The organism is Parasphingorhabdus sp. W113 (genome assembly GCF_055693205.1).
The window spans coordinates 1,778,375-1,804,369 of the sequence record NZ_CM146328.1 but is presented as its reverse complement, the minus strand read 5'-3'; the positions used below and the strand labels follow the sequence as shown (position 1 = coordinate 1,804,369).

The 25,995-nt window shown below is 54.6% G+C and carries 25 protein-coding genes and 1 tRNA gene; 13 read left to right on the top strand and 13 right to left on the bottom strand.

Annotation, left to right across the window (positions count from 1 at the left end):
* Window positions 1-38: 38 nt before the first annotated feature.
* Genes ACZ1GS_RS08560 through ACZ1GS_RS08545 form a run of 4 tightly spaced genes read right to left on the bottom strand, consistent with a single transcriptional unit; the run spans window position 39 to window position 4,163 of the window.
* Window positions 39-833 carry a CpsD/CapB family tyrosine-protein kinase gene (locus ACZ1GS_RS08560; RefSeq protein WP_472698036.1) on the bottom strand — a complete coding sequence of 265 codons (795 nt, stop codon included), beginning with the start codon at window positions 831-833 and terminating at the stop codon, window positions 39-41.
* A gap of 39 nt (window positions 834-872) precedes the next feature.
* Complete coding sequence (locus ACZ1GS_RS08555) at window positions 873-2,321, bottom strand: GumC family protein (protein ID WP_472698035.1); 1,449 nt, start codon at window positions 2,319-2,321, stop codon at window positions 873-875.
* Window positions 2,318-3,517, bottom strand: coding sequence for a hypothetical protein (locus tag ACZ1GS_RS08550; protein ID WP_472698034.1), 1,200 nt, complete (start codon window positions 3,515-3,517; stop codon window positions 2,318-2,320). The genes ACZ1GS_RS08555 and ACZ1GS_RS08550 overlap by 4 nt, the downstream gene beginning before the upstream one ends.
* A 22-nt stretch (window positions 3,518-3,539) precedes the next feature.
* Entirely contained in the window at window positions 3,540-4,163 is a 624-nt protein-coding gene (locus ACZ1GS_RS08545) for a polysaccharide biosynthesis/export family protein (RefSeq protein ID WP_472698033.1), read from the bottom strand.
* Between the two features lie 216 nt (window positions 4,164-4,379).
* Here ACZ1GS_RS08545 and ACZ1GS_RS08540 point away from each other — a divergent pair, with 216 nt between their 5' ends.
* The gene (locus ACZ1GS_RS08540) at window positions 4,380-5,915 is read left to right on the top strand and encodes a tetratricopeptide repeat protein (RefSeq protein ID WP_472698032.1); all 1,536 of its coding nucleotides are present in this window, start codon (window positions 4,380-4,382) and stop codon (window positions 5,913-5,915) included.
* A 29-nt stretch (window positions 5,916-5,944) separates the two neighbouring features.
* Window positions 5,945-6,694 (top strand): WecB/TagA/CpsF family glycosyltransferase, encoded by a 750-nt coding sequence (locus ACZ1GS_RS08535; RefSeq protein ID WP_472698031.1) that lies wholly within the window; start codon window positions 5,945-5,947, stop codon window positions 6,692-6,694.
* 27 nt (window positions 6,695-6,721) lie between these two features.
* Here the strand turns inward: ACZ1GS_RS08535 and ACZ1GS_RS08530 are convergent, their stop codons facing one another.
* The gene (locus tag ACZ1GS_RS08530; RefSeq protein WP_472698030.1) at window positions 6,722-7,957 is read right to left on the bottom strand and encodes a glycosyltransferase family 2 protein; all 1,236 of its coding nucleotides are present in this window, start codon (window positions 7,955-7,957) and stop codon (window positions 6,722-6,724) included.
* A gap of 105 nt (window positions 7,958-8,062) precedes the next feature.
* Window positions 8,063-9,214, bottom strand: a complete 1,152-nt coding sequence (locus tag ACZ1GS_RS08525) for a DUF1996 domain-containing protein (protein ID WP_472698029.1) — start codon at window positions 9,212-9,214, stop codon at window positions 8,063-8,065.
* Between the two features lie 191 nt (window positions 9,215-9,405).
* Between ACZ1GS_RS08525 and ACZ1GS_RS08520 the strand changes: the two genes are divergently transcribed.
* Window positions 9,406-10,377 carry a UDP-glucuronic acid decarboxylase family protein gene (locus ACZ1GS_RS08520; protein WP_472698028.1) on the top strand — a complete coding sequence of 324 codons (972 nt, stop codon included), beginning with the start codon at window positions 9,406-9,408 and terminating at the stop codon, window positions 10,375-10,377.
* A gap of 184 nt (window positions 10,378-10,561) precedes the next feature.
* Entirely contained in the window at window positions 10,562-11,956 is a 1,395-nt protein-coding gene (locus ACZ1GS_RS08515; RefSeq protein ID WP_472698027.1) for a hypothetical protein, read from the top strand.
* Here ACZ1GS_RS08515 and ACZ1GS_RS08510 read toward each other — a convergent pair.
* Together ACZ1GS_RS08510 and ACZ1GS_RS08505 are read right to left on the bottom strand one after the other, a co-directional pair.
* The gene (locus ACZ1GS_RS08510) at window positions 11,953-12,363 is read right to left on the bottom strand and encodes a hypothetical protein (protein ID WP_472698026.1); all 411 of its coding nucleotides are present in this window, start codon (window positions 12,361-12,363) and stop codon (window positions 11,953-11,955) included. The genes ACZ1GS_RS08515 and ACZ1GS_RS08510 overlap by 4 nt on opposite strands.
* A gap of 5 nt (window positions 12,364-12,368) precedes the next feature.
* Complete coding sequence (locus tag ACZ1GS_RS08505; RefSeq protein ID WP_472698025.1) at window positions 12,369-12,845, bottom strand: SurA N-terminal domain-containing protein; 477 nt, start codon at window positions 12,843-12,845, stop codon at window positions 12,369-12,371.
* Between the two features lie 106 nt (window positions 12,846-12,951).
* On the opposite strand from ACZ1GS_RS08505, the gene ACZ1GS_RS08500 reads away from it, so the two are divergent.
* Window positions 12,952-13,206 carry an XrtV sorting system accessory protein gene (locus ACZ1GS_RS08500; RefSeq protein ID WP_472698024.1) on the top strand — a complete coding sequence of 85 codons (255 nt, stop codon included), beginning with the start codon at window positions 12,952-12,954 and terminating at the stop codon, window positions 13,204-13,206.
* A 76-nt stretch (window positions 13,207-13,282) separates the two neighbouring features.
* Here the strand turns inward: ACZ1GS_RS08500 and epsI are convergent, their stop codons facing one another.
* Window positions 13,283-14,038 carry an exosortase-associated protein EpsI, V-type gene (gene epsI, locus ACZ1GS_RS08495; protein ID WP_472698023.1) on the bottom strand — a complete coding sequence of 252 codons (756 nt, stop codon included), beginning with the start codon at window positions 14,036-14,038 and terminating at the stop codon, window positions 13,283-13,285.
* Entirely contained in the window at window positions 14,035-14,913 is an 879-nt protein-coding gene (xrtV, locus tag ACZ1GS_RS08490) for an exosortase V (RefSeq protein WP_472698022.1), read from the bottom strand. The genes epsI and xrtV overlap by 4 nt, the downstream gene beginning before the upstream one ends.
* A gap of 448 nt (window positions 14,914-15,361) precedes the next feature.
* Here xrtV and ACZ1GS_RS08485 point away from each other — a divergent pair, with 448 nt between their 5' ends.
* The 3 genes from ACZ1GS_RS08485 (at window position 15,362) to ACZ1GS_RS08475 (ending at window position 18,166) form a co-directional block, all read left to right on the top strand.
* A complete protein-coding gene (locus ACZ1GS_RS08485; RefSeq protein WP_472698021.1) occupies window positions 15,362-16,447 on the top strand; it encodes a cell wall hydrolase in 1,086 nt (361 codons plus the stop codon).
* A gap of 150 nt (window positions 16,448-16,597) precedes the next feature.
* Entirely contained in the window at window positions 16,598-17,578 is a 981-nt protein-coding gene (locus tag ACZ1GS_RS08480) for a hypothetical protein (RefSeq protein WP_472698020.1), read from the top strand.
* A 174-nt stretch (window positions 17,579-17,752) separates the two neighbouring features.
* Complete coding sequence (locus tag ACZ1GS_RS08475) at window positions 17,753-18,166, top strand: retropepsin-like aspartic protease family protein (protein WP_472698019.1); 414 nt, start codon at window positions 17,753-17,755, stop codon at window positions 18,164-18,166.
* Between the two features lie 38 nt (window positions 18,167-18,204).
* Here the strand turns inward: ACZ1GS_RS08475 and ACZ1GS_RS08470 are convergent, their stop codons facing one another.
* Window positions 18,205-18,888, bottom strand: coding sequence for a PEPxxWA-CTERM sorting domain-containing protein (locus ACZ1GS_RS08470; protein ID WP_472698018.1), 684 nt, complete (start codon window positions 18,886-18,888; stop codon window positions 18,205-18,207).
* 553 nt (window positions 18,889-19,441) lie between these two features.
* On the opposite strand from ACZ1GS_RS08470, the gene ACZ1GS_RS08465 reads away from it, so the two are divergent.
* From ACZ1GS_RS08465 to ACZ1GS_RS08455, 3 genes are all read left to right on the top strand, one after another.
* Window positions 19,442-20,110: a PEPxxWA-CTERM sorting domain-containing protein gene (locus ACZ1GS_RS08465; protein ID WP_472698017.1), complete on the top strand. Its 669-nt coding sequence runs from the start codon at window positions 19,442-19,444 to the stop codon at window positions 20,108-20,110.
* Between the two features lie 143 nt (window positions 20,111-20,253).
* Window positions 20,254-20,550 (top strand): hypothetical protein, encoded by a 297-nt coding sequence (locus tag ACZ1GS_RS08460; RefSeq protein WP_472698016.1) that lies wholly within the window; start codon window positions 20,254-20,256, stop codon window positions 20,548-20,550.
* Between the two features lie 508 nt (window positions 20,551-21,058).
* On the top strand, window positions 21,059-22,378 hold the full coding sequence (locus ACZ1GS_RS08455; protein ID WP_472698015.1) for a sugar transferase: 1,320 nt from the start codon (window positions 21,059-21,061) through the stop codon (window positions 22,376-22,378).
* Between the two features lie 3 nt (window positions 22,379-22,381).
* Here ACZ1GS_RS08455 and ACZ1GS_RS08450 read toward each other — a convergent pair whose 3' ends face one another.
* Both ACZ1GS_RS08450 and ACZ1GS_RS08445 read right to left on the bottom strand, forming a co-directional pair.
* Window positions 22,382-23,413: an acyltransferase family protein gene (locus ACZ1GS_RS08450; RefSeq protein WP_472698014.1), complete on the bottom strand. Its 1,032-nt coding sequence runs from the start codon at window positions 23,411-23,413 to the stop codon at window positions 22,382-22,384.
* Between the two features lie 190 nt (window positions 23,414-23,603).
* Window positions 23,604-23,693, bottom strand: a tRNA-Ser gene (locus ACZ1GS_RS08445).
* 188 nt (window positions 23,694-23,881) lie between these two features.
* Here ACZ1GS_RS08445 and ACZ1GS_RS08440 point away from each other — a divergent pair.
* Window positions 23,882-24,928, top strand: coding sequence for a lytic murein transglycosylase (locus tag ACZ1GS_RS08440; protein ID WP_472698013.1), 1,047 nt, complete (start codon window positions 23,882-23,884; stop codon window positions 24,926-24,928).
* A complete protein-coding gene (locus ACZ1GS_RS08435; protein WP_472698012.1) occupies window positions 24,912-25,967 on the top strand; it encodes a septal ring lytic transglycosylase RlpA family protein in 1,056 nt (351 codons plus the stop codon). The genes ACZ1GS_RS08440 and ACZ1GS_RS08435 overlap by 17 nt, the downstream gene beginning before the upstream one ends.
* The last annotated feature ends 28 nt before the right edge of the window (window positions 25,968-25,995 follow it).

The window sequence follows — 25,995 nt, the reverse complement described above, 5'->3', positions numbered from 1 at the left end:
ACGGGAGAAGTTTCAGCGATCAGTGTCAGCGGCAGGCGCTATTTCGAATAATATTTGCTGTAGGCGCCGCTGCCATAGCCATAGCCATAGGGGTCAATCAAACCGCCCGCATAGCGATTAAGCACGGTACCGAGGCACGGGGTAGGGCTCAACAGACTGATCGTGTTGTTCATCTGCTTCTTGGTCGTAATACCCTGCTCGATGATCAGCATGTAAGCATCAAGCTTTTCCGCAATCATGATGGCATCATCATTGGCGAATGCCGGTGGCAGATCACAAATTGCAATGGCATCGTCAGGCAATTTTTGGATCGCTTCCATCAACAGGTCGAAACGCTTGTTTGCTAGCAATTCAGCGGAATTCCGGTTCGTTCTGAAACAGGGAAACAGGGTCAGATTATTGTCCCCAATCCGCCGACCGATAGATTGCAGGTCATCAGTCTTGCCTTCAAGAAACTCGCCCAGACCCTCGCCATCTTCTATTCCGAGAGCATCCGCGAGCGATCCGCGGCGCAAGTCGAAATCAAACAGGTAGATCGTCCGGTCGGACAGGCAGGACAGGGCAGCAGCCAGGTTGAGCGAAAGGAAGGACTTGCCCGCCGCCGGCGTGGCCGAAGTCATGCCGAAGACATTCCAGTTCTGCGCTTCCAGTCCCTTGATTACCTGGGATCTGAGCAGGTTAAATGGCCGCGACCGGATATCGTTGCCGTCAAAACCGACAATGTGGTTCTCTTCGAGTGTTTCAGGGTCGGGGACAAAATGGACGAGCTGATCCGGTCGTGGGATCGTCAACGGTCCCGCAAGATCAGTATTGCTTTCAGATTTGTTCAACACGAGATGAATTCCAGATAAAAATGTGGGATGGGCGGAATGCTAGTCCGCAACCGCGGCTTTTTTGCGGAAGGGCCATAGCGAAAAGCCACTATTCTGTTCCGACGTTGCTTTGATCGTAGGAATGACAACCATGGGCGCCTGACCGAGCGCACCGGAAATGGTTCTGGGGTCGCGAATCGGCTGCAAGAACAGTTCCGTGCCGAAAACCAGCAGGAAACCAAGAGCGAATCCGCCGCCAAGACCAATGCCGGACAAGATCATCCAGTCCGGAGAATCGGGTTTGTCCGGGATGACCGGCGGGTCGATCACGGACAGGCGCTCACCCATTTGCTCAATTTCTGCTTTGACACCCGCTTGGGCGGCCAGAAGGCGACCGGAGACGGTTTGATATTGCTGGTTCAGGCCATTGAGACGCTGTTGCAGCTGCTCAATCTGTTGCAGCACCAACGGGGCTTTTGACTGGGCGTTGAGCGCCGCTGACACTTGCGACCGTTCGGTAGCCTTGGCCGCGCGCAGCGTGGCAATCTGGGAGTTATTGAAGGCAATTTGCTGGTTAATCGTATCAACCGGCAGCTTGCTGATATTCTGCTCCGCCAGTGCCTTGGCCTCTTCCAGTCGCTGTTTGGCAATAATGACATCGGGGTGACTGTCCGAATATACCGCCTTGGCACCCGCCAGTTGTGCTTCTGCGCTGGCAACGACCGGATCACGGTTGGAGGATTTGAGCGAGTCTTCCCGTTGCGCGATCAGCTGTGAATTTTCACGTTGCAAAGCCCCAATTTGAACATCATAGCCACCAGCGTTGCTGCTGATCATCCCGCCGCTATTGGCGAGAACACTGCCATTTTGCGCCTTGATCATCGCGATCTGATTTTCGATCGCCTGAATCTGCGCCTGCAGACCTGTTGCCTGGTCGGTCAGAAATTCTTCGGTTGAACTGGCCTGTTCGGAATTCACCCGTGAGTCCAGTTGCAGGACCTGTTCGGTGAGATCCTGTGCGATGCTCTGGGCTTTGACCGGATCCGAATATTCAAAAGCCAGAGAGAAGGCGATTGTTGAATTTTGACCGTTACCAAGCCGTTGCACTTCGGCCGTCATCGGGACGATCTCAATCGAATCCCTCATATTCTCGACAATTTCGGACAAAGGATCACTGGCGCGTTCGGACTGATAAAGCTCGTATTTGTTGATCAGTTCGATCAATCCCGGACGGCTCAGGACCTGTTGTCGGATCCTGACAATTCTGCGGTCAACAATCTCTGTGGCACCGTCACCAGCGACATCATCCGGCAATTGCGGGGATTGCACCAGCAATATTGCCTGTGAACGATAGACGGTCGGCAACAGGAAATAGGTGACCGCTGCGCCAATCAAGCACAGAATGAACGGGATAATGAACAACCATTTCCGCTGGCCAATAATGACGGGAATTTGCGACAGAAAATTTCCGCCTTCAAACTCCTGGTCATCCAATGTGTCGATCGTCATCTAAAGTTCCCAACTCTCAGTCTGATGCCCACGCTTACCTGTGTATTGGCGCGCCGATTTATACCCGTTTGAAACGAGTCGGAATAGCCCGCTGATACAAAACCGGTGATCCGATCCGTGAATTTGTGGTTCAGCGTTGCAGAACTGCGAATATATTCAAAGTTTTGCGTCCCGCCCAGTGACGGGTTGGAAGACCGTGAATAGCCTGCAGATATGCTGATATCATCGGTACGCGTAATTTGTTGACTATATCCTAAGTCGAACGAAGTTTGAGAACGGATACCGTCAAATGAGGAAGGCAGCGTTTGGCGATTAGCGCTGAAGCAGAGCCTGCCATTGTCGCCGGCCCGACACAAATCCACCGACGCAGACAAGTCCGTCGTTTTCGAGGTGCCGATAATATCTTTCACGCGAGCGATCGAAACGCCAGCCGACCCAGACAAAGACCAATGTTCCGACAATTGCTGCGTGATATTCAAGGTCGGGGTGACGATCAATGAGTCTCCCTGACGTTGATTCAGATAGTTGGACTGACCCAAGCCAAGCGAAGCGCCAATCGAGGTCCGCTCCGACAAAACCCGCGAATAGCCGATATTCTGCGAGAAGAAATTATACTCGTCCTGGACAAACGAATCTCCAAAACGCACGGCTGTCCCGCCAATATTGGCGTTGATACTGTCTTGCGGTGAAAGACTATGTGAGATCCCGAGACCGCCCTGGAACGTGTGGCGGCGTTGGTTCAGTCCGTTCAACGCGATATCATCGGCAACCGTGGGGAGGATCGATTCTGACAACAGATCCGGCGGATTGAAAAAACCGTCATTTGTTCCCACAATGCTTCCGCGATAACCGAGTTGGCCCGTTAACTGGGTGCGCTCGGAAAGGCCATGCTCAACGGATCCATTCACTCCAAAGCTGGTATTGGATCGAAAATTTTCTTCATATTCTTCGATCCGCCCATATCCGCGCAAATCAAATGTTGTGGCCAGTTCGGTGATCCGCAGACGCGGCGCAACCGTAATCGATCCGCTGGCCGTTGACGGGACATCGCCATTCGCCAGAAACGGATTGGTCGAAGCGCCGGCACCGACCGATATGTCCGTGGTGAATTCGGTTTCGGCGAGCGCAGGTGCTGCACAGAGCAGGCTTGCCGCTGCAATCGTGAATGGGCTCGAATATTGAATAAATTTGTACACGGTGATTATCCCCCCGGATAAATTATGGCACTATTATCGTGTCGCCAGTTTCGATTTTTGGAATCGCGCGATTGGCCACCGCTGATGCAGCGCCGCTCCGCTTGAAGAGGCCGCCCAGACGGACCCGCATGGTGGTCAAGCCTTGGCCGGTCTTGCGAATGATGGAGATGCCGTCAAGATCAGCAAATTCGCTGGGGCCGCCAGCCAGACTGAGCGCTTCAAGCAGATTGACATAACGCCCTGGTGTAAAACTGCCCGGCGAATTGACCCGACCCATGACCGAAAACTGCAAACCGGTCGGCGTGCTCACCGAAACAGTTACCTGCGGAACCTGTCCGCGATACTGGTTCTCGAGGCCCTTGCTGATGACGGCTTCAATCTCATAAGGCAATTTGCCCTGTGCAGCGACCCGGCCAACCAACGGAAAAGAGAAGGTTCCGTCAGGCAGCACACGAATTTGGCGCTGCAGCCGTTCTTCTCCCCAAACGTAAACCTCGATATCATCGCCGGCATTCACCCGATAAGGGATTTCTGCCGGTACTGCCGGAGCAGCAGCGGTTTCAGCAGGTGACGTGGTTTCTGCTGTTTGAGCTGCGGCTGGCACGGCAAATAGCGATAACAAGACCGCCAAAAACAGATTTTTCATTTGATTTACTCATCCATCGTTTCACTACACAGCGTCGTGCTATATATATTAAACTGTTGGCTTGCCACTGCAAAACACAGCTTTTATGGGCCAAGAACAGCAGTTAACCACGAATTATTCACATTTTCCTACGACGCACGATATAAAGTGTGACATCTAGGTATCATGAGGCGCGATAAATTGGTTTTGACCCATCCGATCTGAAAATCACTGGCCGTGCTGTCCTGTTTGGCGCTGGTGCCGCTGGTTGCGGCCTGCAGTTCCGCTGCGGAAAATGCAGCCCAGGCCGGGCTCGAAGCGCAGCAGAAGATGGATGCAGGGGACCTGTTTGGCGCGCGCGCAGCGATTGCCGAAGCGTTGGCGGAGCGCGATGATGATCCCAATCTGCACATCTTGAAAGGCCGGATTGAACTGGCATCCGGGCAACCGGCCAGTGCTTTCGCGGCCTATTCCGATGCGCTTTCACTGGAGGCCACAAACCCGGAAGCCTTGCAGGCGGTCTCGCAATTGGGTTTGCAAACGGGCTATTTGCGTCAGGCGGACCAGGCCGCCGACACGATCTTGTCCTTTTCCCCGGACCAACCGGAAGCCATGCTGATCAAGGGGTTGATCTCGCTGGTTCGCCGCAAACGCGAAGATGCCTTGGAATATGCAGAAGGCATATTGGAAATCCGGCCCAATGATGAGGCTGGCACCATCTTGAAGGCGCGAATTTTTGCGCTGACCGGAAAATCCGATGAAGCCCTGGAAATGCTGCAAAGCTCGGCTTCCGATGGCAATTATTCAGAGGGCGTCGATCTCACGCTCATCGAATTGTTTCGCAACCGCGGGGACGCTGAACAGATGCGTGCAACCTTCAAACGGTTACTGAATAAACGCCCAAATGATCTTGGTTTGAAAATAGATTATGCGAATATGCTCTACAAATCGGGGGATGGCGATGCGGCGCGCAATCTGATCCGTACGATGATCAGGGACAAACCGACCAACAACCGGATCTTGTCGATGATGACCGATCTCTGGCTGGAATATGACGCCGAACCACTGAACGCATCCGACATCGATTTTCTGGCCAAAGAGGGCTCGCTTGAAACGCGTGTCGCGGTGGCCCAATATCTGCTGCTGACCGACAAACCGGATGAAGCACGGATTATTTTGACCAAGGTCGCCTCGGGCTTTTGGGTCGATGCACGCGCCCTTTATGCCCGCGCCATTGCTGCGCTGGGACGTTCGGAGGAAGCCCTGGTTATGGCGGAAGACATTCTAAAGGCGGACGAGACCAATGCGCATGCCTTGCTGGTACGCGCGGACGCAGCTTTGGCGCGCCAGGATTATGTGCAGGCGATAAATGATGCGCAGATTGTAATCCGTGACAATCCAAGGATGGTGGACGGCTATCTGGCCTTGACCGATGTTTACCGGGCCAAAAATGATCACGTCAGCGCAACCCGGGTGTTTGAGGATGGCGTAGAAAAATTGCCGCAGAACCGTTTGATTTTCGAGGCATTTGGTGATTTCCTGACAGGCATTGGCAATTATCGCCGGGCGGTTGCGGCGACGCGCCAGTTTACCCGCGATACGCCCGCGTCGATCAAGGCCTGGCAGCTCTATGGTGAGATATGTGAACGCGCGAACGCGATCGCCTGCGAAGTCAAAGCCAAGCAGGGTGAAGAAGTGGCCAAGTCCATCTTCGCGATTGATTTGCCACCGGGATCGCCCCCGACCCGCGGCCTTTTCGGCCGTTTGAACTAACCGGCACAAGTGCGGGCACTGATCACAGCATGACCGAGCCAGCGAAACAGGTTTTTCTCGATATATCTTTTGCAAGAATGGATTTTCCGGAAAGCGTCCAAGCCATTGAAAACATGGCGCAAGCGGATCATTTCTCTTATGTTGTGACCCCCAATGTGGACCATGTGGTTTCGCTGTACCCGAAGCAGCCTGAGCCATTTACCCAGAGATTCCATGCGGCCTATCAGGCGGCAAACCTGATTTTATGTGACAGCCGGATCCTTCAGCGGCTCGCCCGGTTTTCTGGGATCACACTGCCGATCATCCCGGGCAGCGATCTCACCGTGCGGCTGTTCCAGCAAAGCCTCAAGCCAGGCGATCGTGTCGCGGTGATCGGCGGTGACGAGAATCTGATGCAGGATCTGGAAACCCTTCATCCTGACCCGGTCTACCTGCATCACAACCCACCAATGGGGGTCTTGCGCAATCCTCAGGGGATCGCCGATATTGTCGACTTTATCGCACAGGCAGAGGCCAATTATATTTTCCTGGCCATCGGGTCACCGCAAAGTGAAATCATAGCGCATCAATGCCTGCAATCGGGCCGATGCAAGGGTGTTGCGCTGTGCATCGGTGCCTCGCTGGAGTTTATCACGACCGCCAAATCGCGTGCACCCAAATGGATGCAACAGGCGGGTCTCGAATGGGCCTTTCGTTTGCTGAGCGAACCGACCCGATTATGGCGGCGGTATCTGGTCAAAGGCCCGCGCGTGTTCCGTATCTACTGGGGCATGCGCTAGCCGATAAGCCGCCGTCAAAAAGGACGATCAACTGTCGCCATCGCCTTTCTCGCCGCCCTCTTCCCCCGCGCGTCGGGTCCTGATCCACCGGGTTTCGCGTTTGGTGACCAGCTTCAGATAAACCGGCACTTTCCAAAGCATATAGACCGGAATTCGCAGCAGTGCCGTCGCAGTCAGAACCGCTCGCCCTTCGGCAAACCAGGCGATCATCGTGATCAGGACCGCAACCGCCAATGTGCCGATCAAGAGCAGAGCGGGGAGGGGGTTGATACCCGTTATCAGCAACAATCCCAATCCGATTAGCGCCACAAAAGTCACGCCGAACAGCAATGCCAAAGGGGGGACCAGAAGGTGCAGCCCCAGGAAGAATATGCCGCGTGATCGGCAACGGATACCGTCCAAAATGAGCGGCAATGCAAATTGACGCGCCGTGGTGAGAAACCCATGTTCCCATCGGGTTCGCTGGACCAAAGTATCTTCTTCGGCGGCGGCTTCGCTCGAGACCCGGGCCGATTCCAGGAATAGTGGGACCTTTCCTTGGCGCGAAAGATTCACGCCGAGCGCGAGATCCTCTGCAAGATCGGCGCTGGCGAGCGGTGCGGTTGCGAAAATCGACCAGGGAAAGGCCATGCCGGTGCCGGTGAGCAGGGCGGCGCCACCCATTTGCGTCATCCCGCGCTGACGAACCAGATTTTTGATGAGCATGGCAAAATTGGAAATCTGTACCATCGGTGGTGCGGCATCAGCGCTATAGATTAAATTGGTTGCTTGAACCGGCACGCCGGTTTCCCGGCATTCGGACGCCAGGGCCTGAACACTGCCTGGTGCCAATCGGCAATCAGCATCAAGAATGATCACACATGACGGTGGATTTTTGGCCAGTTCATCGCGGCCAAAAGCCAGCGCATAGCCTTTCCCCCGGTGGGAAGGATCCCGCCGTTCAACAACCCTGGCACCGGCTAGAGCGGCCTTGGCCGCCGTCTCGTCGGTGCAGTTATCAGCCACCACCAAAATATCGGTATCCGCTGGCAATTGTTCGCTTAACACCCGGATATTCTCCGCAATGACAGACGCTTCATTATGCGCGGGGATCAGGACAACGCTATGTACCGGTTGATCGGAACTGGTTGTACGGCCGCTGGACCCGCTGCCTCGACGAACCAAACCGACGGCAATTTCGAGGATGAAAATCGAAAGCAGAAAGACCAGCGGAATCGCGATGCCATAGGCGAGGGTCTGCAGCCCCAACTGTACTACTGTCATCGCACTAACCTGTTTTCAGACCGCTGATGAGACGCCCGTTAATGCACATGCGGCGCATCACTGGTCTTTCTGGGCGGATCAACAACCCGCGGATTTGCCTGCCATTTAAAATCTGCGAGATCGTTTCATTTTCTGGCCGTTGCCAAGATTGCCGCCCGAGCAATTCAGCATCTTGTCTATGCAGTTTTCGGTCCATATCGCCATCACTTCATCGTCCCAGGCACCGAACCAGTCTGAATGGAGTGTCGATCCGGATATCTGTGGCGGCATACCGGGCATACGATCAGAAGCAAGATACCATGTCTTGAGTGTCGGATCCGTGTTGCCGGATCGATCCAGCGTGTCGTCGGTTGTAAACCACGCCCCAAGCGTGAACGTAGGCACGATATAGGGGTGGGTTTTGGGACATTTCAGATATCCATGGGAACCGTAGGATCCGTAAGCCATGTGCGAACGATGATCCTTGCTGTCTAGATTTTTACCATCCCAGCACTGCGGAGCGCTGAGTACAGCGCCAATCTGTGCACCTGAAGGACAATGGACTGCGGCTTCAGGAAGACTTTTATATTGCCCACCTTTGGCGCCTTTACCCTGACAATTGAAATGGAACTTCAGGGCCAATGGGTCCTGCTTCGCTCTGGAAACATCCATATTATACCCAAATATATAACGCAGTCCGCGCGGCAAGGGCACACAAGCTTTGCCCATGCGTTGACATTGAGGGTCTGCCTCCGGAAGACGTTTGTAATATACCGATATAAAATTGGGTTTTACCACCTTGCCTTCGCCATTCATCATGGCTGGCATCCAGTAGGCAGACCGGTTCAACTTATTCTCGCAGGTGCTGTCTCCGGATCGGCGCAGGCTTTCATACGTGGAATGGGCATCCGCTGCCGTGTTGCCGAAAAATTGGTGGAGATGGGACTTGCCGGGCTCCCCGGGATAGACGATCGGATCATCGTAGATAATCTGGCCAGCGGTACAGATAAAGCGGAATGCTCCGACTTTGGACGGCGCGGCGCTTTTCGGGATAGCGCCATTGCCACCCGCCAATACCAGTTCATCCGCAACGGCAAAGTTGCTCGTAATGCTAGGCAATTCAATGCTGTCCGGTTCCTCCGGAGCAACTGACCAGACCGGACCAAATGCGATCAGACCGAACAGACCGGTGGCTCCCAAAGCGACCGCCGCGCGGGGCCAGCCCGGTTTCTCCGCCACAATAGGCCGGCGTGGCTGTTTTTTGTCAGAACCTGTCATTGCTCTGCGTTAGCAAATCACTGCGAAAGGGTCACGATCCTTTCCCAAAAATAGCAATTTGGCGACGGCGAGCCACTTTCCGTAGTCCGAACGTAGTTAATCGCCTGACAATCTTAAGCTTATGATCACCCTTGCGAGCTAAGACACTCCTCTGTATCGAGCAGGACGTTGAAATCACCGGAGTTGTTTGGATGAGCCGCGACTATTTTTCCCAAAAACGCGTATTGGTTACGGGTGGATGTGGCTTTCTGGGCTCGCATTTGATCGATCGACTGATTGAACAGGGGCATGAAGTGCTCTGCGTGGACAATCTGTTTACCGGTTCCAAAAGCAATATCGCCCATCTTCTGCAACATCCGCGCTTTGAATTCATGCGGCATGACGTCTGCTTGCCGTTATTTGTCGAAGTGGACGAGATATATAATCTCGCATGTCCGGCATCTCCGATCCACTATCAGCACGATCCGGTGCAGACGACTAAAGTCTCGGTTCATGGTGCGATTAACATGCTCGGACTGGCAAAGCGGTTGAAATGCCGGATTTTGCAAGCCTCCACCAGCGAGGTTTATGGCGATCCGGTCGTCCATCCGCAAACCGAGGACTATTGGGGCAATGTCAATCCGATCGGCATCCGGTCCTGCTATGATGAAGGCAAGCGTTGTGCGGAGACCCTGTTTTTCGACTATCATCGCCAGCATGCGATTCAGATCAAGGTTGCCCGCATTTTCAACACTTACGGTCCGCGCATGCATCCATCCGACGGCCGGGTTGTGTCCAATTTCATCATGCAGGCGCTGAGCGGCGAAGATATTACAATCTTTGGCAATGGCACTCAGACCCGCAGCTTTTGTTATGTTGATGATCTGATCAATGGTTTGATGCAATTGATGAACAGTCGTGATGGCTTTACCGGCCCGGTCAATATCGGCAATCCCCACGAATTTTCGATACGCCAGCTGGCCGAGCAGGTGGTTGAGATGACCAATTCCAGTTCCAAGATCATTGACCTGCCGTTGCCGCAGGATGATCCCCAGCAACGGAAACCCGATATTGCGCTAGCGAAACGCGAATTGGATTGGGAACCGACCATCCAGTTGAAAGAAGGTCTGGAAAAGACCATTGCCTATTTCGCACAACTGGAACAGCACGCCGTTCAGTCTTGATCGCCAAATCGATGTTTGTACTGGCGGCATAGAATCCAAAGGGTCCGCGCCCTGCGGGTTGTACCAGTAGCGCAACGATAGGATCCGCAAGATCGGCATAGATCCTTAGCGAACCAGAAATCGTCATAATCAATTCAGCCCGCACAGTTGCAATCCTTGCCAGCAAGGCGGAGAAGCGAATGACATGGATTGGATAACCATCATTTACATTGGCTATTTCCTGGCAGGAATAGCGGGTTTCATGGTTATGCGGCCAGCAATGGCGATCGTCCTGATCTATGGGATCGGTTTGATCGCCCTTCCGGTAAGCAGCTACCCAGTGCTGCCGCCGTTCAGCGCCGAACTGCCCGGTTTCTCGCCCTATTGGGTCATGCCAACCGCCTTGCCGGCGGATCATGTCGTCAATCGGGCCTGGGTCAGCGGGATCACGGTCTTTTGCGGGCTCCTGCTGGTTGACCGGAAAACGCTTATGCGGTGGCGACCAGGCATGATCGACTTACCCATGGCAGCATTTTGTCTCTGGCCGCTGGTCCAGTCGCTGTTTCTGCCGACCAGTCCTGCCGGATGGATTGCAAGTCTGACCCTTTTCGCCAGCTGGGGCGTACCATGGCTGGTGAGTCGCTGTTACTACACAGATGAACGCAACAGGGTGCTGCTAGTCACGACAATCACTCGCCTGTCGACGTCTTTGCTGCCGATTGCGCTATGGGAAGGGTTCACCGGGCGGCGCATCTATACGATATTGTACGGGGATCACCCGTTTGCCGAAATCGGCATGGACCGGGTCTGGGGATACCGCCCGTTGGTAATGTTCGAGGATGGCAACCAATATGCGCTGTGGATCAGCAGCATGGCGGTGCTCGCCAGCGCTGTCGCCTTGCGCAAAAATCTGGAAACTAGCCGGTTGATCGCCGTTCTCACCGCGATCATCCTGCTCGCGATGACGCTTTTGTCGCAATCTGTTGGCGCTATCCTGCTGTTGTTTTTCGGGCTCACCGCTGTCCTTTTTCATCGCCAGCTCACTCGGTTAAAGCGGCTGGGCATTGCCATGCTGTTGATCGCATTCATTGGCATGGCCGTGCATCTCAGCGGTGCCGTACCAATCCGCACTATCGCAACCGAAACCGTAGTTGTTCAAAAGCTTGTAAGCACGATAAAGGCCGCGGGCCAGAGATCATTGACCTGGCGAATTTCACAGGATGAGCAAGTCATGCCTGCGGTCCAGGAGCATATCATCGTCGGTTCGGGGCAATGGGACTGGTGGCGGCCACTGGGTCGGCGGCCTTGGGGTTTTATGCTGCTTCTAATTGGGCAATTGGGCTTGATTGGTTGCTGCCTTGCGTTGGCGTCGCCGGGGTGGGCGGTTGTCCGACAGATGCGTACCGCGCCGATCGGGCGCCCACCAGAAAACCGAAAGGACGCAACCACTGGCTACGTCCTTTCCGTTGTTCTTTTCATGGCGCTGGCAGACGCGCTGCTCAACGCTTTCATCCTGTTGCCTTGTCTGATCCTGGCCGGGAGCCTCGCCGGAACGCAGCTTGCCGATCAGTTGCCTGCACAAGGCACCAAGAAGACTTAGCTTTCTGCCGCTTCCACCGCTTTGGTCACCGCTTCGGGTGTTGCATCTTCGCTGCCTGGTTTGGGCAGTTCAAATCCGGGCTGGAATTCGATCGTTGCCTTGGCCTTGGCATCTTTCAACCGCAGCTTCATGATTTTGGCCATTTCTTCATTGCGAATGGCTTTCACGGCCACTGGATTTGCTTTCTCGGCATCATAGGGGACACGTTGCTGCGCCTTGATGACATTGGCGGTTACCGTGGCACCGGTTGGGATGACAAAAGGTTCGCCAGGGGACAAGGAAAGGATCTGTGCCATCATCGCTGGTGGCACCTGCACGGAGTCCATCTGCGCCGCCTTGCGATTAAAGGCGATGCCCATGTCTTGCAGGATTGCGCCCACTTCTTCCAGTGTATTGGCTTTCTCCAATGCCTTCAGATCGTCGAGATTCTGGGGGCGGGGAAAATAATCTGATCAACAGCGTAAACCGTTCTGTTACCGAATGCGAACGGATGCGCTTCGATATAGCGATCAATATCGGTCTGATCCGGAACCTTGATGGTGGTTCCGGCCTTGTCGGCATACATTTGTACGAGCAACGCTTCGGTCAGTTGGCGTTGGCGAATCAGGAAAGCAGGGTCCTGGTCAATGCCATTTTCCTTGGCTGCCTGCGCCAAGAGGCGGCGATCGACAATTTGCTGCAGCGCCTGTTGCTGGAATTTCTTCTTGTCATCGCCTTCTGGCAATTTTCTGTTTTGGAGTGTGGCGTTGATTTCTTGCAGCGTGATTTCTTCGCCGTTAACCACCGCAGCCACCTGTCCTTCAGCGGTTTTCTCGCAACCGGTTAACAGCACGGAGCCCGCAACCAACGCGGCGATGCTATAAGATTTCAACGATTTCAAATTTTTCACAACTTTTCTCCTGTGTTTTGTCCAGTAAAAAGACAAAACGAATCATGGGCTTGTTACGGGCCCGCTTAAAATATACAGACACACTGCATAGCAACGGGAGGTCAGATTGGAAACCATTTACGATTGGCTCACAGTGGCAATTTTTGGCGGTCTGATCGTGTTGTTTCTGGACCGGTCTGTGGAAGACGATCCACCGGATCATCTGTGGCAATATATGGTGGCATCGGTCGGTTGCGCTGGCGCGAACTATCTCGGTAACGAAGGTTATCAGTTTGCAGCGGTTGCGGTAATTGCCACCGTTGTGACCTTTGTCTGGGTGGTGTTGAAGCCATTTGACAAGTTCAACAAGCCCAAAGACTGACACAAACAGCCAGACGACGCAGCGAAATAACGAGATTAGCGGAGGGCAGCAGAGAAGGACTGGCCTTCGCTTGCCCTTACGCCTTTTTGTCGTCCATCTTGATCCCGCTCAGCAGATAACGCCCGCGATCATTCATGCTCTGATTAAACTGTGCCGCGAACCGGGTCAGTACCGGCAAGGCGTCGTCGAAATCTTGCATGACCACAGACATTCGAACCAGAACACCATCTGGAATGAAACCTTGCAAATTGGCCTTGATCACCGCCAGGCGCTGGTCGCGCCAGCGTTGCGGAAACTCGTCGCCGATGCGGGTCCAGTAAAGCACATGCTCGGTCCGATCCCGCCCACTTGCAGTAAAGACATTGGCTGACATCGACCCACCTACGCCATTTTCGATCGAAATGGGCTGGGTCGGCGTCAGGTTATAGCCGCCGGCCGGGTAGCAGATTTCCGGCCTGTGCACTTGCAGGACCCCGTCCTGAGTGTTGCTGTAGGCGGTGAGAAACATGACCGAAGGATCGCTCGGGGCGCTGTAGACCTTGGTGATGAGATTGTCGTACAGGCGATCCGACATGGAATCTGGTGGCGGCAGGATGACACCGCTGGACGTTTCAAACTTCCAGGCCCCGACGTCGTCCGGGATCAGTTTTTCGAACACCGGAATCTTGATCCGCGGATTTATGACCTTCGGCGTCCGTACATAGGCCAGACCCGATGCAACACAAAACGCCCCGCCCAAAATCATATGCCGCCGATTGACGATTGATCCGGCCTTGGCATCGAGCGTATGGACTTCTGCAGCCATGTCGACGGGGCTGTTTTCATCACTCATGCCGCAGCCCTCCGTTCGCCAAATCGCCGCCACAGCGGCTCCAATACACTATCGATCGCAAAGATTGTAAGGACCGCGATAAGAAACATCGTAACGCCGGCAAAATTGTGCAGAAAACCCTGAGCCGCCGCTTCACCGCCATAATAGGTCATCAGGATTAGGATCAGCACCCGGATGAAATTGGCGATAATCGCCACCGGAATGATCATGAAGCTGAGCAGCAGCGCATAACGCCAGTTGGCCTGGTGGCGCACATAGATATAGAATAGCGAAATCGCCGACAAGGAAACGAGCGAGTTCAGTCCCGAGCAGGCCGCGGCCACGAGCAACTGATACTGGCCGATCTGGATCATCACACCAGCGCCGCCGATCGGATATCCGATGCCATGCAACAGGGCGATGGCGGCTTGTGATATGAAGATTTTCAGCGGCTGCGTAATCAGCGCAATCAAGGTATCGGGCGGCGGGAAGACAAACAGCAGATAGAAAAGCGGAAACCACATGAGTTTCATCGCCGCCTGGCCAACAACACTGTACAGCGCCACCAGCACCAGAGCATACATCAGATAGCCTTCAATTTCGACGATCTGGGTGATCCGTGCGAACAGGAAAAGCGGCAGGATAACCAGCGCCATCAGCGCCATTGGCAAGGTTGGCGCGGGTTTCATGACCGGTTTTGCGACCACCCAGCGGCGGCGCAGCAGCCAGAGCCCGGTGAACAGGACAATCGGACCGTGCGCTCCGGTTTCCTGCGACCAACTCTCGCGAGAGACAAACATCATTGTCGGAATGATGATCGCCACCAATCCGAGTGCAAGAAGGATGTTCGGCACTGTAAACCAAGACGCGGGTGCCTTGCTGGTAATAGCGGTCATATCTGAGGTACTTTTATGAATGGAGAACAGAATGAGTGGCGTCGGGCAAACAGAGGGAACCTCTGCAAACTATCGAATAATTCCAAATTGTTGACATATTATCCGCCCCGGTAAAAACTTGGTCATGCGACCAATAGTGACACTTAGGTTAATTTACTTCCCTGTACATTAAATCTTTATCATATCCCTGAAAGAGTTTCTAGGCCTAGGAGCACCGCTGCGCGGGATCGCAGACGATGTTCTATATCGGCACAAATGCAGGGCGAACTGTGAACAGCATGTAAATTCTCATGCGGTCGCGTTAAGTTGGGACTAGCGGGAAGGGCCCTGCCGTTCTATCGGAACCGAAAATGGGGTGGATCGCCGGGCCAGGACGCTTTTTCGTAAGGGTTGCAGAGCAAGACTGGGAGCAAATGCGGTTACCAAACCCGCTGATGTTAGGGATTAAATGATTGAACGGATGAACCAGGTGCCGGCAGAGCAAAGGGCACAGCCGACAGGCCTGCCGCGCCGTCCTGTGCGCAGCGCCCGGTCACGGCGGCGCCTGATCATTTTTTTCATCGGCTTGTTCTGCCTGGTTCCGGTCCTCGCACTCTATCTGTCATCATCCTTTCCTTTCGGGATCGGTTCCTCTGAGCCAAAACCGGCAGCAACGGCCCAACTGGACGGCCCAGAAAACCCGGTCATTCCCTCGCTGCCGGGCCTACCAGACGACGATGAACCGGAATCCGGACTCAATCTCGCACTAACCGAAGAAGAAGCCATGGCCCGCAACGCGGCCGTTCCGGATTCTGCCGCTGCCATCACGCCGGCGAAACCTTTTGTGATCCCGTCGACCGTTGCCATGGAAGTGTCCCGCAACGCCGCAACCCAATGTCTCACGTCGGCAATTTATTACGAAGCCGCGTCCGAAAGCGCAAAGGGCCAGCGGGCCGTGGCACAAGTGGTTCTCAATCGTGTCCGTCATCCGGCTTATCCCAATAATATATGCGGCGTGGTTTTTCAGGGCTCGAAGCGCACAACCGGCTGCCAGTTTTCCTTTACCTGCGACGGATCATTGGCGCGGACGCCGAACGCATCGATATGGAAGCGTGCCGAAATTATCGCCGCGCAAGCGATGGCAGGGAAAGTTGAACCAAGCGTTGGCACTGCCACGCACTATCACACGATATGGATCGTACCCTATTGGGCCAAAAGCCTCGACAAGGTTAAAACCGTTGGCGCGCATATTTTCTACCGTTGGACCGGTTACTGGGGCACACGCGGCGCATTCAACCAGAATTATACCGGCGAAGACCTGTCCAATGCGGCGATCGAAGATGGCGCAGACGACGCGGCAATTGTTTATGAAGACACGATGGAAACGGACGATGATCCGGAAACTTATACCCGCGAAATTGACCCTATTTTGACACCCGGCTTCACAGCGGAACCAGCGGCGACGCCATTGCCAGCGGATGGGAAGATTCTTGCCGATGACGGCCCGGGCACGCTCAATGCCGACAATGAGAAAGGCACGTTGATCCTCGATTGATCATCGCTCCAGCGGAGCATTTGAAACAAAAACAAGACCCCGATTGCCGTTCCATCTTGTAAATAGTCCTCACTTCATCCCATAAAATCCTAACACTCTAGACTTCGCGCCAAGAGGCCGATATGCGGTCGTTTTACAGGGGTGTAGAAGATGACGGACAAAGCCGGTTCAAATTTGCTGACGATTCTACGCAACAATATGGTTGCGCTTGCCATCGCATTTGCCTTGTTTGTTTTCCTGTTCCTGCTGCCCCAGCTCGTCTTTTATCGCGGCATCGTTTCGCAACTGGCAGAATGGCAGTTTAACTGGTTCGGCAATTATTTCCCGATCCTGACGGTCGCCATACCGGTTTTTGTACTCACGCTCATCTTCCTGATCATCCTGTGGCTGATTTTGCGGCTAAAACGGAAAGCGGATGATGGCGACGAAGTCATTTCACTGGTTGAACAAGCAAAGTTGAGCATGGCCCGGACACGCCTGGCGATGCGCAGTTTCTTCATTTTGAGCATATTGGCGTTTGTCGGCGCCGTCGGAGCGCTGATCCTGATGATTAATTTGCCTAATTCGGATGGCAAAGTGCAGGAAATCAGCGTGGGTACATTGCCTTTTGCGGTGCCAACCGAAGGCCCGGCAAAGCTCAACGGAGCGCTCGACTGGCAGAAACTGACGACGATCAAGCGCAATCTGATCGTTGTCGGGCAACGCACCTATTTCATTCCCATTGTCAGCCGTGTCGCTGATCGCAAATCCACGCGCTATTTTGTACAGGTGTTCCGGCCTGAATTTGTTCTGCCGAAGAACCGGATACCCGGTCGCGCGCCCGAATGGGAGCATCTGCTCGAGCAGGGCAAGGTCACTCCGACCAAGGATGGGCCAGTGAATGTCGTCAATGGCGTTTTGCGCCAGGGCGGATTGCCGGAAGAAATCGTCAGGCTTTATCGCAAAGCTGGTGTCGACGTGCATCCAGACCACTACGTCCTTTATCGCAACCTTGATGATCTCAAATGGCCTTATTGGACGTCAGCAATCCAGTTTTTTCTGCTGTCCCTCGGCGCCTTGCTGATTGGATTATACCAGCGTAGGCAACTCAAACGACTGAAAAACGGGCTGACGGATATCCAGCCGGCCTAAACCTTACTGACCGGTTAACCGTGTCAATGAAACAATTGCCAACACCGCGGCCGCTATTGCGGTTGCATGAGTTTACAACCTGTTCATCTTTTGCGGAGCTTTTTGGTGCTGGGAGGCCTTTGCCTTGCTGCCTTCCAACTGGTGATCTTCTCCGCAGCAGATCATCCGACAGCGTTGACAGCAGAACCAGCCGCACAATTGCAGGTCAGCATTGCCGCCGATGGTTCCGAGCAGCTCAGTGTAAAGCGGCAGCCCGATGGCCTATTTTACGTACAGGGCGATATTAACGGTCAATCCATTCGCTTCGCTGTTGATACCGGCGCTTCGGTGGTTGTGCTCAACGCAAGTGATGCCGCGCGCATCGGTCTTGAACCGCGCACAGGCTCATCCGCGAAGATCCGAACCGCATCGGGGCTTAGCAACATGTCGTGGGAAACCGTCAAAAACCTCTCGGTTGAAGGCAAGATGCTGGGCGATCTCGACGTTGCGGTGATGGAAGAGGGGCCAACCGTGTCGCTCCTCGGATTGAACGCTTTGTCGAAATTCGAATCGATCACAATCGCGCAGGACCAACTGACTATTCAGTGATCCACGCAAGGAATACCTTAATGTTACGAGAGAAGCGCTTAAGCCTTGACTAGCGCAGATGCCAGGGCAGGGGCCGCTTTCCGCCGCCGCAGACTCCAGCCAACCAGACCAAAACCGATGATGAACATCGCCCAGGTTACGGGTTCCGGAACCGGCGAGATGACCGGCGGAACTTCGGGTGTTGGATCGGTCGGATCCGGATCCGTACCGGGATCCTGGGTTGGATTGATCAATGTGCCGGGGCCGCCGCCTCCGGGACCAGCGCCACCACCGCCACCGGTTGTACCGCCAGGACCGGAAGGTCCGCCGCCGCCACCGCCGCCGGAAATGCCTTCAGGCGGTGTCGTATTGGCATTTGCCAAAGGACCGGTTGGTGGCGTGAATGTTGGAACTGCGGCGCCCGGGATATTACCGGCTGGCGCTGCAATGACAGGATCAGGTGTCAATTGACGCGGCAGGAACCGGCTCCGGTTGCCGTCATCAGGCGTGCCGCTCAATATTCTGAGCAGCGTATCAGCGCCAGGAATCGACAAATAGGTAACTGGCAACTTGTCTTCGGGCACAGCCGTGAAGACAAATGGTGTTTCGGAATCCGGCACCCACATGGCCCGGTCATTGTGCGGGAACAACGCGGCCGCACCAATGGCAACGGCAAAGATCAGCATTGCAATGCGGCTGCGGCGGTCTGCTGAAGCAACCAAACCAGTCATATCTTCGGACACGGAAATTCCCTTGAACAACTCAACAACATGCACAATTACGTGCAAGTTTCTGACCTTGCTTTACCCGAAACCAAGATTTTTGCAATGTCGTTTACCAAAGTTTGCAACTGCGAGGCGAAGCGATGCCAGGCTGCCCGTGTCCTTCTATTTCATCGCGCTACATATAGAGCGACAGCGATGACATTAATCGTGCAGCTTTGAGACAGGAGCAGGATGAGGCCCTCTTGGTTCTGGGTCATTGGCCCCGGGACGCCCGACCATATAGCTTGGCTAGCGCTGCCATCTATCAACACCACCATATAACCGCCATATAGCCGTGATAATCCAAGGCCGCCGGCCTCTATGCGACCCAATTGCATCCATATTGGCGCGCATTTAACACCTGCTTGTGCAGTTGTGCCAAATGGAAACAAAACGCCAAAAAGCCCGGAAACGAAGCCAATAAGGGTAAACAAAAGCTTTACGAATCAGCGTTTTCCGGTTAGTGCCTGATCGCAAGTCGCACCCCGTTCACGTTTTTGTGAATATTTTTTTGTTTTCGAAGGTAGTATTTATGGCGATCAAGACAATAGCAAAAGCCGCAGGATTGGCGGCACTTTTGTGCTCCACATCGGCAAACGCCGCAATCGTGGTTTCCTACACGGCTGGCGATGCGGTTTATACCCCGCCGCCCCTGGCCGATGTTATTATCGATTTTGAATCGCCAACCCCCGAATTTACCGGTGGCGCGGTTGTGACCGGAACGATCTCCGGTGTTCATACGGCGCCTTTGGGTTCCACGGGTTTCTATGCATCATCCGGCGCTGCTGATGGCAGCCCTGGCACTCTCGATCTGTCGGGTGTTGTTGGTGATCTGCAAGACATCAGCTTCATCTGGGGTTCTGTCGATTTCGCCAATGTCTTGTCGGTTCTTGATGCCAGCGACAATGTGATCTTTTCGCTCACCGGCACCCAGTTGCTCGATCTCGGCGCACCTGGTGGCCTGCCTTACACGGCCGAAGAGCTGAACCCGATCGTCAATATCCGGTTTACCGGCACCGATCTTGGCCTGGCCAAGAAACTGCGGTTCGAAACACCGGGCAACTCGTTCGAGATCGACAATGTCGCGATCAACGCCGTACCTGAACCAGCAACATGGGCGTTCATGATTTTCGGCTTTGGTGCAATTGGTACCGCCATGCGCCGGCGCAAGTCTGTGAAGACTTCCGTGTCTTACGCTTAACTTCAAAACTTCAATATTGCCAAGAGGCGGCTGATCGAAAGATTGGCCGCCTTTTTTGTGCTCATGACAAATTTCATCAAATTTTCACATCTTTAACAATTGGGAAACTATTTGGCGGCCATTAACAGGGCAGGAGACTTGTTATGCACGCCCGTAAATATCGCTATGATGAAACATTCATCGCTCCCGCGACCGACCGGGAGGCGGAAGAAAATCCGTCCAAGACGGCCGATCTGCAAGCTATTGGCGATGGCGGCGGCGCTTATGTCCCGTCTCCTGCGCGAGAACTCCAGAATGAGCTGGCGCAGAAAATAAACCAACCCGTTCTGCAGCCCAACGACGAAAAGTTGAGCGGTCTGAGCAGTATGCTGGTGATCATTGGATCCTGTACATTATTGTGGACCGGTCTTGTCGGGCTGGGATTCTTGATATTTGGCTAGTCTTCGCTGGTATCAGCGATGATTTACGGCGGTGATAATCTAAAAATTTGAGGCCATCTTGCTTCATCGCCTGGCGATGGGAAGAACGCGCGTCTCGCCACGGACTGTAGAGCTTTCTCATTCTCACCCAAGCCTGTCCTCGCCAAAGGCAGCGCGCCATTGTTCCCAATAGTGAGAAACTCACCAATCGCTCCATTGCCGAATTCAAGCAGATCTGCGTGCGCATGATTGGCAGCTCAATCCAGTCAGAATTGGCGCTGTGTCGCGGCATCCCGTGTCAATCAGAGACAATACCAATCGTTTTGTCCTAAAAAACAAAGATTTGGTCCAACTTGTCAAATTTGGTTAACAAAATATTAGTTGGTGGCCTTTACCAATGAAATGATCTATTCCGAGGATTGGGTCGCACGACAGTGTGAAGATTATGGTGCGTTAGTTGGACGAAAGCTACCCGTATAAACAGCAAAAACTAGACGGAGTTGCCGATTTAAGATGGCCACTGCGTTCTGTGCGTGTGTCGCTATATCTGCTTCTCCAGATTCTCGACGTATTGGCCATCGTATCGGCTTTCTTGCTCGCCGGTCTGCTGCGGGAGGACAAATGGTTGTCCCCGCAAGGCTATCACATTGTCCTGCTCGTCGTGCCGATATTCCTGATGTTTGCCTTCACCCGCGATTCCTATTCGATTGATTCGCTGCGAAGCCTCTCGGAAAGTGTAAGACGGCCATTTTCTGCTTTGCTGGCCGCGGCGCTCATCGTGATGATGTTCACCTTCTTTTCGCAAACCGGCACGGATATTTCCCGTCTCGCATTTGGTTTCGCCTTTGCGGCCAGCGCCATGCTGATCGCTGTAGGACGTTTTTGTGTCCACCAGATCATCTGGTGGAAATTTCGCGGACTGGTCATTGACCAATTGCTGATCCTCGATGGTGTCCCGCCAATTCCGTTTGAAAACGGCATGTATTGCGTCGATGCGAAAGCGGAGAAACTCTATCCCGATCCGATGGATCCGCATATGTTGTCGCACCTTTCGGAACTTGTCCAAGGCTATGACCGGGTGATCGTTGCGTGCACGCGAGAACGGCGGGCTGATTGGTCGCTGTTCCTGAAGGGGTCCGATGTGACCGGAGAGTTGATTGTCAACGGCGCCAATAATCTGGGTGCTATCGGCCTCGGCGACTTTGACGGCAATGACACATTGATTGTGTCACGCGGAACGTTGAACCTCGTCAATCGGCTCAAGAAACGGGCTTTTGATCTGGCGGTCACGATTCCACTGTTGATTTTTCTGGCGCCGCTGTTGCTGGTTGTCGCGATCGCGATCAAGCTCGACAGTCCCGGGCCGGTATTTTTCCGTCAACCACGCGTGGGGCAGGGCAACCGGATTTTCAGCATCTACAAGTTTCGCAGTATGCGGTCGGATTCCCTTGATACAAAGGGTGACCAGTCCACGCAGAAAAATGATCAACGCATCACACGCGTAGGCAATTTTATCCGCAAGACCAGTATTGATGAACTGCCGCAGTTGATCAATGTCCTGCGCAGCGAAATGAGCGTTGTCGGACCACGACCCCATGCGCTGGGATCGCTGGCCGGAGACAAATTATTCTGGGAAATCAACCAGCGCTACTGGTTGCGGCATGCGTTGAAACCGGGGATCACCGGGCTCGCCCAGATCCGCGGCCATCGCGGCGCAACCGACCGGCAGGAAGATCTCGAAATGCGCCTGCAATCCGATCTCGAATATCTGGAAGGCTGGCGGATGTGGCGGGACGTGACCATTTTGTTCGGCACCATCAAGGTGCTGGTGCATCCCAACGCTTATTGACGGTCACTGACGACCGCGCACCCGGCGCTTCAGAAACGCCGTGACCGGTGCCTCGACGGTGCGGTGAAAAATATGCGCGACCGCAATGCCAACCCCGGAAAATATCACCGTCCAGAACAGCACCGGCCCATCGGCCCATCCAAGCGACTTGACCACCCAGGTCATGACAATGATGATCAGGATGTGGATCAGATATAAAGCATAGGAACTGTCGCCCAAAACCGCGATCTTGCGGAGCCATGACGGGCAATGGTAGCGTTCCATGACAACCGATCCCAAAACCAGCAAGGCGCTGGGCAAGCCCCAGACAGCGGCGGCAGGCAGGCGATCATAACCCCATATAAGTCCCAGCGCGAAGAGCAGCAGGGACGCGCCAAGCGCCGCGGTACCCAACCACCGCGGTGGGTGCTGTGCGCGCAGCACATAGGCAATCCAGATCCCGAACAGAAATTCGATCAAATGGCTGCTCGTCATGACCAGCAGCGTCGCATCTTCCGGCTTGTTGATAATGCCAATCGCCATGGACAAACCGAAAAATAGGGTCATCAAAAGCAGCGCCCGCCACAGCCCGAACAGCATGGCTATCCCGAAGATCAGGTAGAAATAAAGTTCATAGGACAATGTCCAGGCCGGGCCGATGAACAAGGCTGCCTGGCTGGGCATCAGCAGGAAAGCCGAAACCAGTTTGGCAACAGTCAAATCATAGCTGGTGCCCAAAGCCGAATTGACCAGCAGATAAAGCAGGGCAAGGATCCAATAGACCGGATAGATCCGGATCATCCGGCGGATGAGAAATTGCCAGGCGTTGAAAGTCTGATCGGCGCGCGCATTGGTGTGCACCATGATATAGCCGCTGATCACGAAGAATATCGAAACACCAACAGCGCCAAAACCAAACAGATAGAGCTGCCCGGGATCGGCTTTTTCCGGCATGAGCCGTGTGGAAACGCCGAGATGCGCGTGGAACAGCACAACCAGCGTTGCCGCGATGAAGCGCAACATTTGTACCGAATATAATTTTGGCTGATCGCCCAATGCTGATGCCCCCCGGCTCGCGTTGCGGTCCGTTCCGTTTCCGCTGCGCGCTACATTGCAATAAGCCGACTATTGTCCCGTTCGCAAGAGAAGCTTGCACCCTCAAGTATAAAGACATCCGGCGTCGGACAAAAACAACACAGCCTCGCGCAATTGTCTTTCGATATCATCTGCAGGATTGGCGGCTAGCTGGCGGACAGGGTGGGATTCGAACCCACGGAGAGCTTGCACCCTCGCCGGTTTTCAAGACCGGTGCATTCGACCACTCTGCCACCTGTCCGCTTGAGCCGATCGCCTCCTAACGCTGTTGATTTAAAAGCGCAAAGAAATTTCACTGCGCGGGCGGATTTGCTATGTTTGTTTGCGCTTCATCGGGTTATCCGATGAGCGGTGGCGCGGTTGCGACATTTAGGGATTCCCCTGCTGCCCGCTTTGTGCGACAACATGTTGAAGAAGGGAAGTTTTTTCATGCGTAAGACAATAGCGGCAACCGTGGCAGGCCTTTTTCTCATGGCTGTGCCTTCGCATGTCAGCGCTCCCGTTGCCCAGGCCCAGGTGCAATCCAATAGCGGGTTCAATGCCTATATGCAGGAGGTCGGTCGCAAAGCGCTGCAGCAGGGCGTCAGCCAGCGCACGCTCGATCGGGTGCTGCCCGGATTGACTTATAATCCCCGCGTGATCCGCCTGGACCAATCCCAACCCGGTGGTCGGCCGAATAGCGCAATCCCGCCATTCGCTCCCTATAAACGTCGCCATGTCGATGCCGCGCGGATCAATGGCGGAAAAGCAAAATACCGCCAACTGGTGTCAAAACTGGCAGCAGTGGAACGCGAAACCGGTGTCCCCGGTCCCGTCATCATGGCGATTTACGGGCATGAAACCAATTATGGCCGGATCACCGGGAATTTTGATATCCCGCGGGCGCTGGCAACCCTGGCCTATGAGGGACGACGGAGATCGCTGTTCGAGGGCGAATTTCTCGCTGTCCTGAAAATGATCGACAATGGCGTGCCCCAGTCCGCGATGAAGGGCAGCTGGGCTGGCGCGATGGGCAAACCGCAATTTCTGCCATCAGTTTATCTGCGCCTGGCAAAAGATGGCAATGGCGATGGTTATGCCGATATCTGGAACAGCGAAGATGATGCGGTGGCTTCGATCGCCAATTATTTCGTCAATGCAGGGTGGCGCCGCGGACAGCCATGGGGCGTCGCCGTACGGGTCCCCTCGTCATTGAACCGCGCAGCGATCGCCAACCGCACCAAGGCGGTGCGGTGTCCGCGCGTGCACGAACGGCATAGCCAGTGGAAAAGCATGGCCGAATGGCGCGCCCTGGGCGTCGCGCCAATTTCCGGTCGCACATTGGGTTCCGACATGATGGCAACATTGCTTGAGCCAGATGGTCCGGGCCAAACCGCCTATTTGCTCACCGGAAACTACCGGGTCATTCTGGATTATAACTGTTCCAATTTTTATGCATTGTCAGTGGGGTTATTGGCCGATGAAATTCGAAGGTAATAGGGTAGGAAACGCACGCTTCTGGGGCGCCAGCACTGCTTTGATGCTGCTGGCGGGCTGCGGCAGTTTCGACGGGGTTGACGACAATCTTTCAAGAACCGCACCACCGGTTGCTGCCAGCAATGCGTTTGGCGCGGTTTCCGATCAACCGGTAAAAATTGGTGAACCCTATGAGGTCGGCGGCAAGACCTATACGCCCGCCGATGTCCAGGGCTATGACGAAGTCGGCTATGCCAGCTGGTATGGCGACGAGCTCGCCGGCAATCAAACGGCCAATGGCGAGCGCTTCAATCCCGATGGCATTAGCGCCGCCCACAAGACATTGCCGCTGCCGACTTATGTCGAGGTTACAGCCCTGGATACTGGTCGAACGATATTGGTCCGGATCAACGACCGTGGGCCATTTGCCAATGACCGGTTGCTCGACCTGTCCCATGGCGCGGCCAAGCAGTTGGGGATTGATGCCCAGGGCGTTGCCGGTGTCCGTGTCCGCAAAGTCAATCCGAATGAGCAGGAGCGGGCGGTTTTGCGCAATGGCGGCATTGCCACCGAACGCATCGCCACGCCAGATTCCTTGCTGACAATATTGCGCAAAAACCTGTCCAAACAACCGCGCCCGGCAATGGCGACCCGTTCGCCGATGGTGAAACCACGACCAGCCAGCAAGGCCGTCAACGCCAGCGGTGTCGGCGCTTCCTATGTTCCTGTCGAGAAGGGCGCCAGACCGGTATCGGGATCGCGAGACGGTCGATTCATTATCGAGGGCCCGAACAACAGCCCGTCCACCGCAAAACAGGCGGCACCGCCACCACGAGCCACAACAAAAGGCTATGTGGTGCAGGTTGGCGCGTTCAGCGACAAGAATCGCGCCCAGAGCCTGGCGCGCAAAATCGGGGCAAAAGTCATGTCTGATGGCACGGGCCGGATCTGGCGCGTGCGTTATGGCCCCTATGGTTCAGAGGCAGAAGCCGAAAACGGCTTGGCGCAGGCGCGTCAAAAAGGCTATGGCAACGCCAAGATTCTTCGCGCCGGCAAATGAGCCGCTTATATTGAATATATCGCAGTAA

Bases quoted from the DNA above. Each gene is read 5' to 3' on its own strand.
- ACZ1GS_RS08555 (WP_472698035.1), bottom strand. From the start codon at position 2,321: ATGACGATCGACACATTGGATGACCAGGAGTTTGAAGGCGGAAATTTT.
- ACZ1GS_RS08545 (WP_472698033.1), bottom strand. From the start codon at position 4,163: ATGAAAAATCTGTTTTTGGCGGTCTTGTTATCGCTATTTGCCGTGCCA.
- ACZ1GS_RS08535 (WP_472698031.1), top strand. From the start codon at position 5,945: ATGACCGAGCCAGCGAAACAGGTTTTTCTCGATATATCTTTTGCAAGA.
- ACZ1GS_RS08530 (WP_472698030.1), bottom strand. From the start codon at position 7,957: ATGACAGTAGTACAGTTGGGGCTGCAGACCCTCGCCTATGGCATCGCG.
- ACZ1GS_RS08525 (WP_472698029.1), bottom strand. From the start codon at position 9,214: ATGACAGGTTCTGACAAAAAACAGCCACGCCGGCCTATTGTGGCGGAG.
- ACZ1GS_RS08520 (WP_472698028.1), top strand. From the start codon at position 9,406: ATGAGCCGCGACTATTTTTCCCAAAAACGCGTATTGGTTACGGGTGGA.
- ACZ1GS_RS08515 (WP_472698027.1), top strand. From the start codon at position 10,562: ATGGATTGGATAACCATCATTTACATTGGCTATTTCCTGGCAGGAATA.
- epsI (WP_472698023.1), bottom strand. From the start codon at position 14,038: ATGAGTGATGAAAACAGCCCCGTCGACATGGCTGCAGAAGTCCATACG.
- xrtV (WP_472698022.1), bottom strand. From the start codon at position 14,913: ATGACCGCTATTACCAGCAAGGCACCCGCGTCTTGGTTTACAGTGCCG.
- ACZ1GS_RS08485 (WP_472698021.1), top strand. From the start codon at position 15,362: ATGATTGAACGGATGAACCAGGTGCCGGCAGAGCAAAGGGCACAGCCG.
- ACZ1GS_RS08480 (WP_472698020.1), top strand. From the start codon at position 16,598: ATGACGGACAAAGCCGGTTCAAATTTGCTGACGATTCTACGCAACAAT.
- ACZ1GS_RS08465 (WP_472698017.1), top strand. From the start codon at position 19,442: ATGGCGATCAAGACAATAGCAAAAGCCGCAGGATTGGCGGCACTTTTG.
- ACZ1GS_RS08460 (WP_472698016.1), top strand. From the start codon at position 20,254: ATGCACGCCCGTAAATATCGCTATGATGAAACATTCATCGCTCCCGCG.
- ACZ1GS_RS08440 (WP_472698013.1), top strand. From the start codon at position 23,882: ATGCGTAAGACAATAGCGGCAACCGTGGCAGGCCTTTTTCTCATGGCT.
- ACZ1GS_RS08435 (WP_472698012.1), top strand. From the start codon at position 24,912: ATGAAATTCGAAGGTAATAGGGTAGGAAACGCACGCTTCTGGGGCGCC.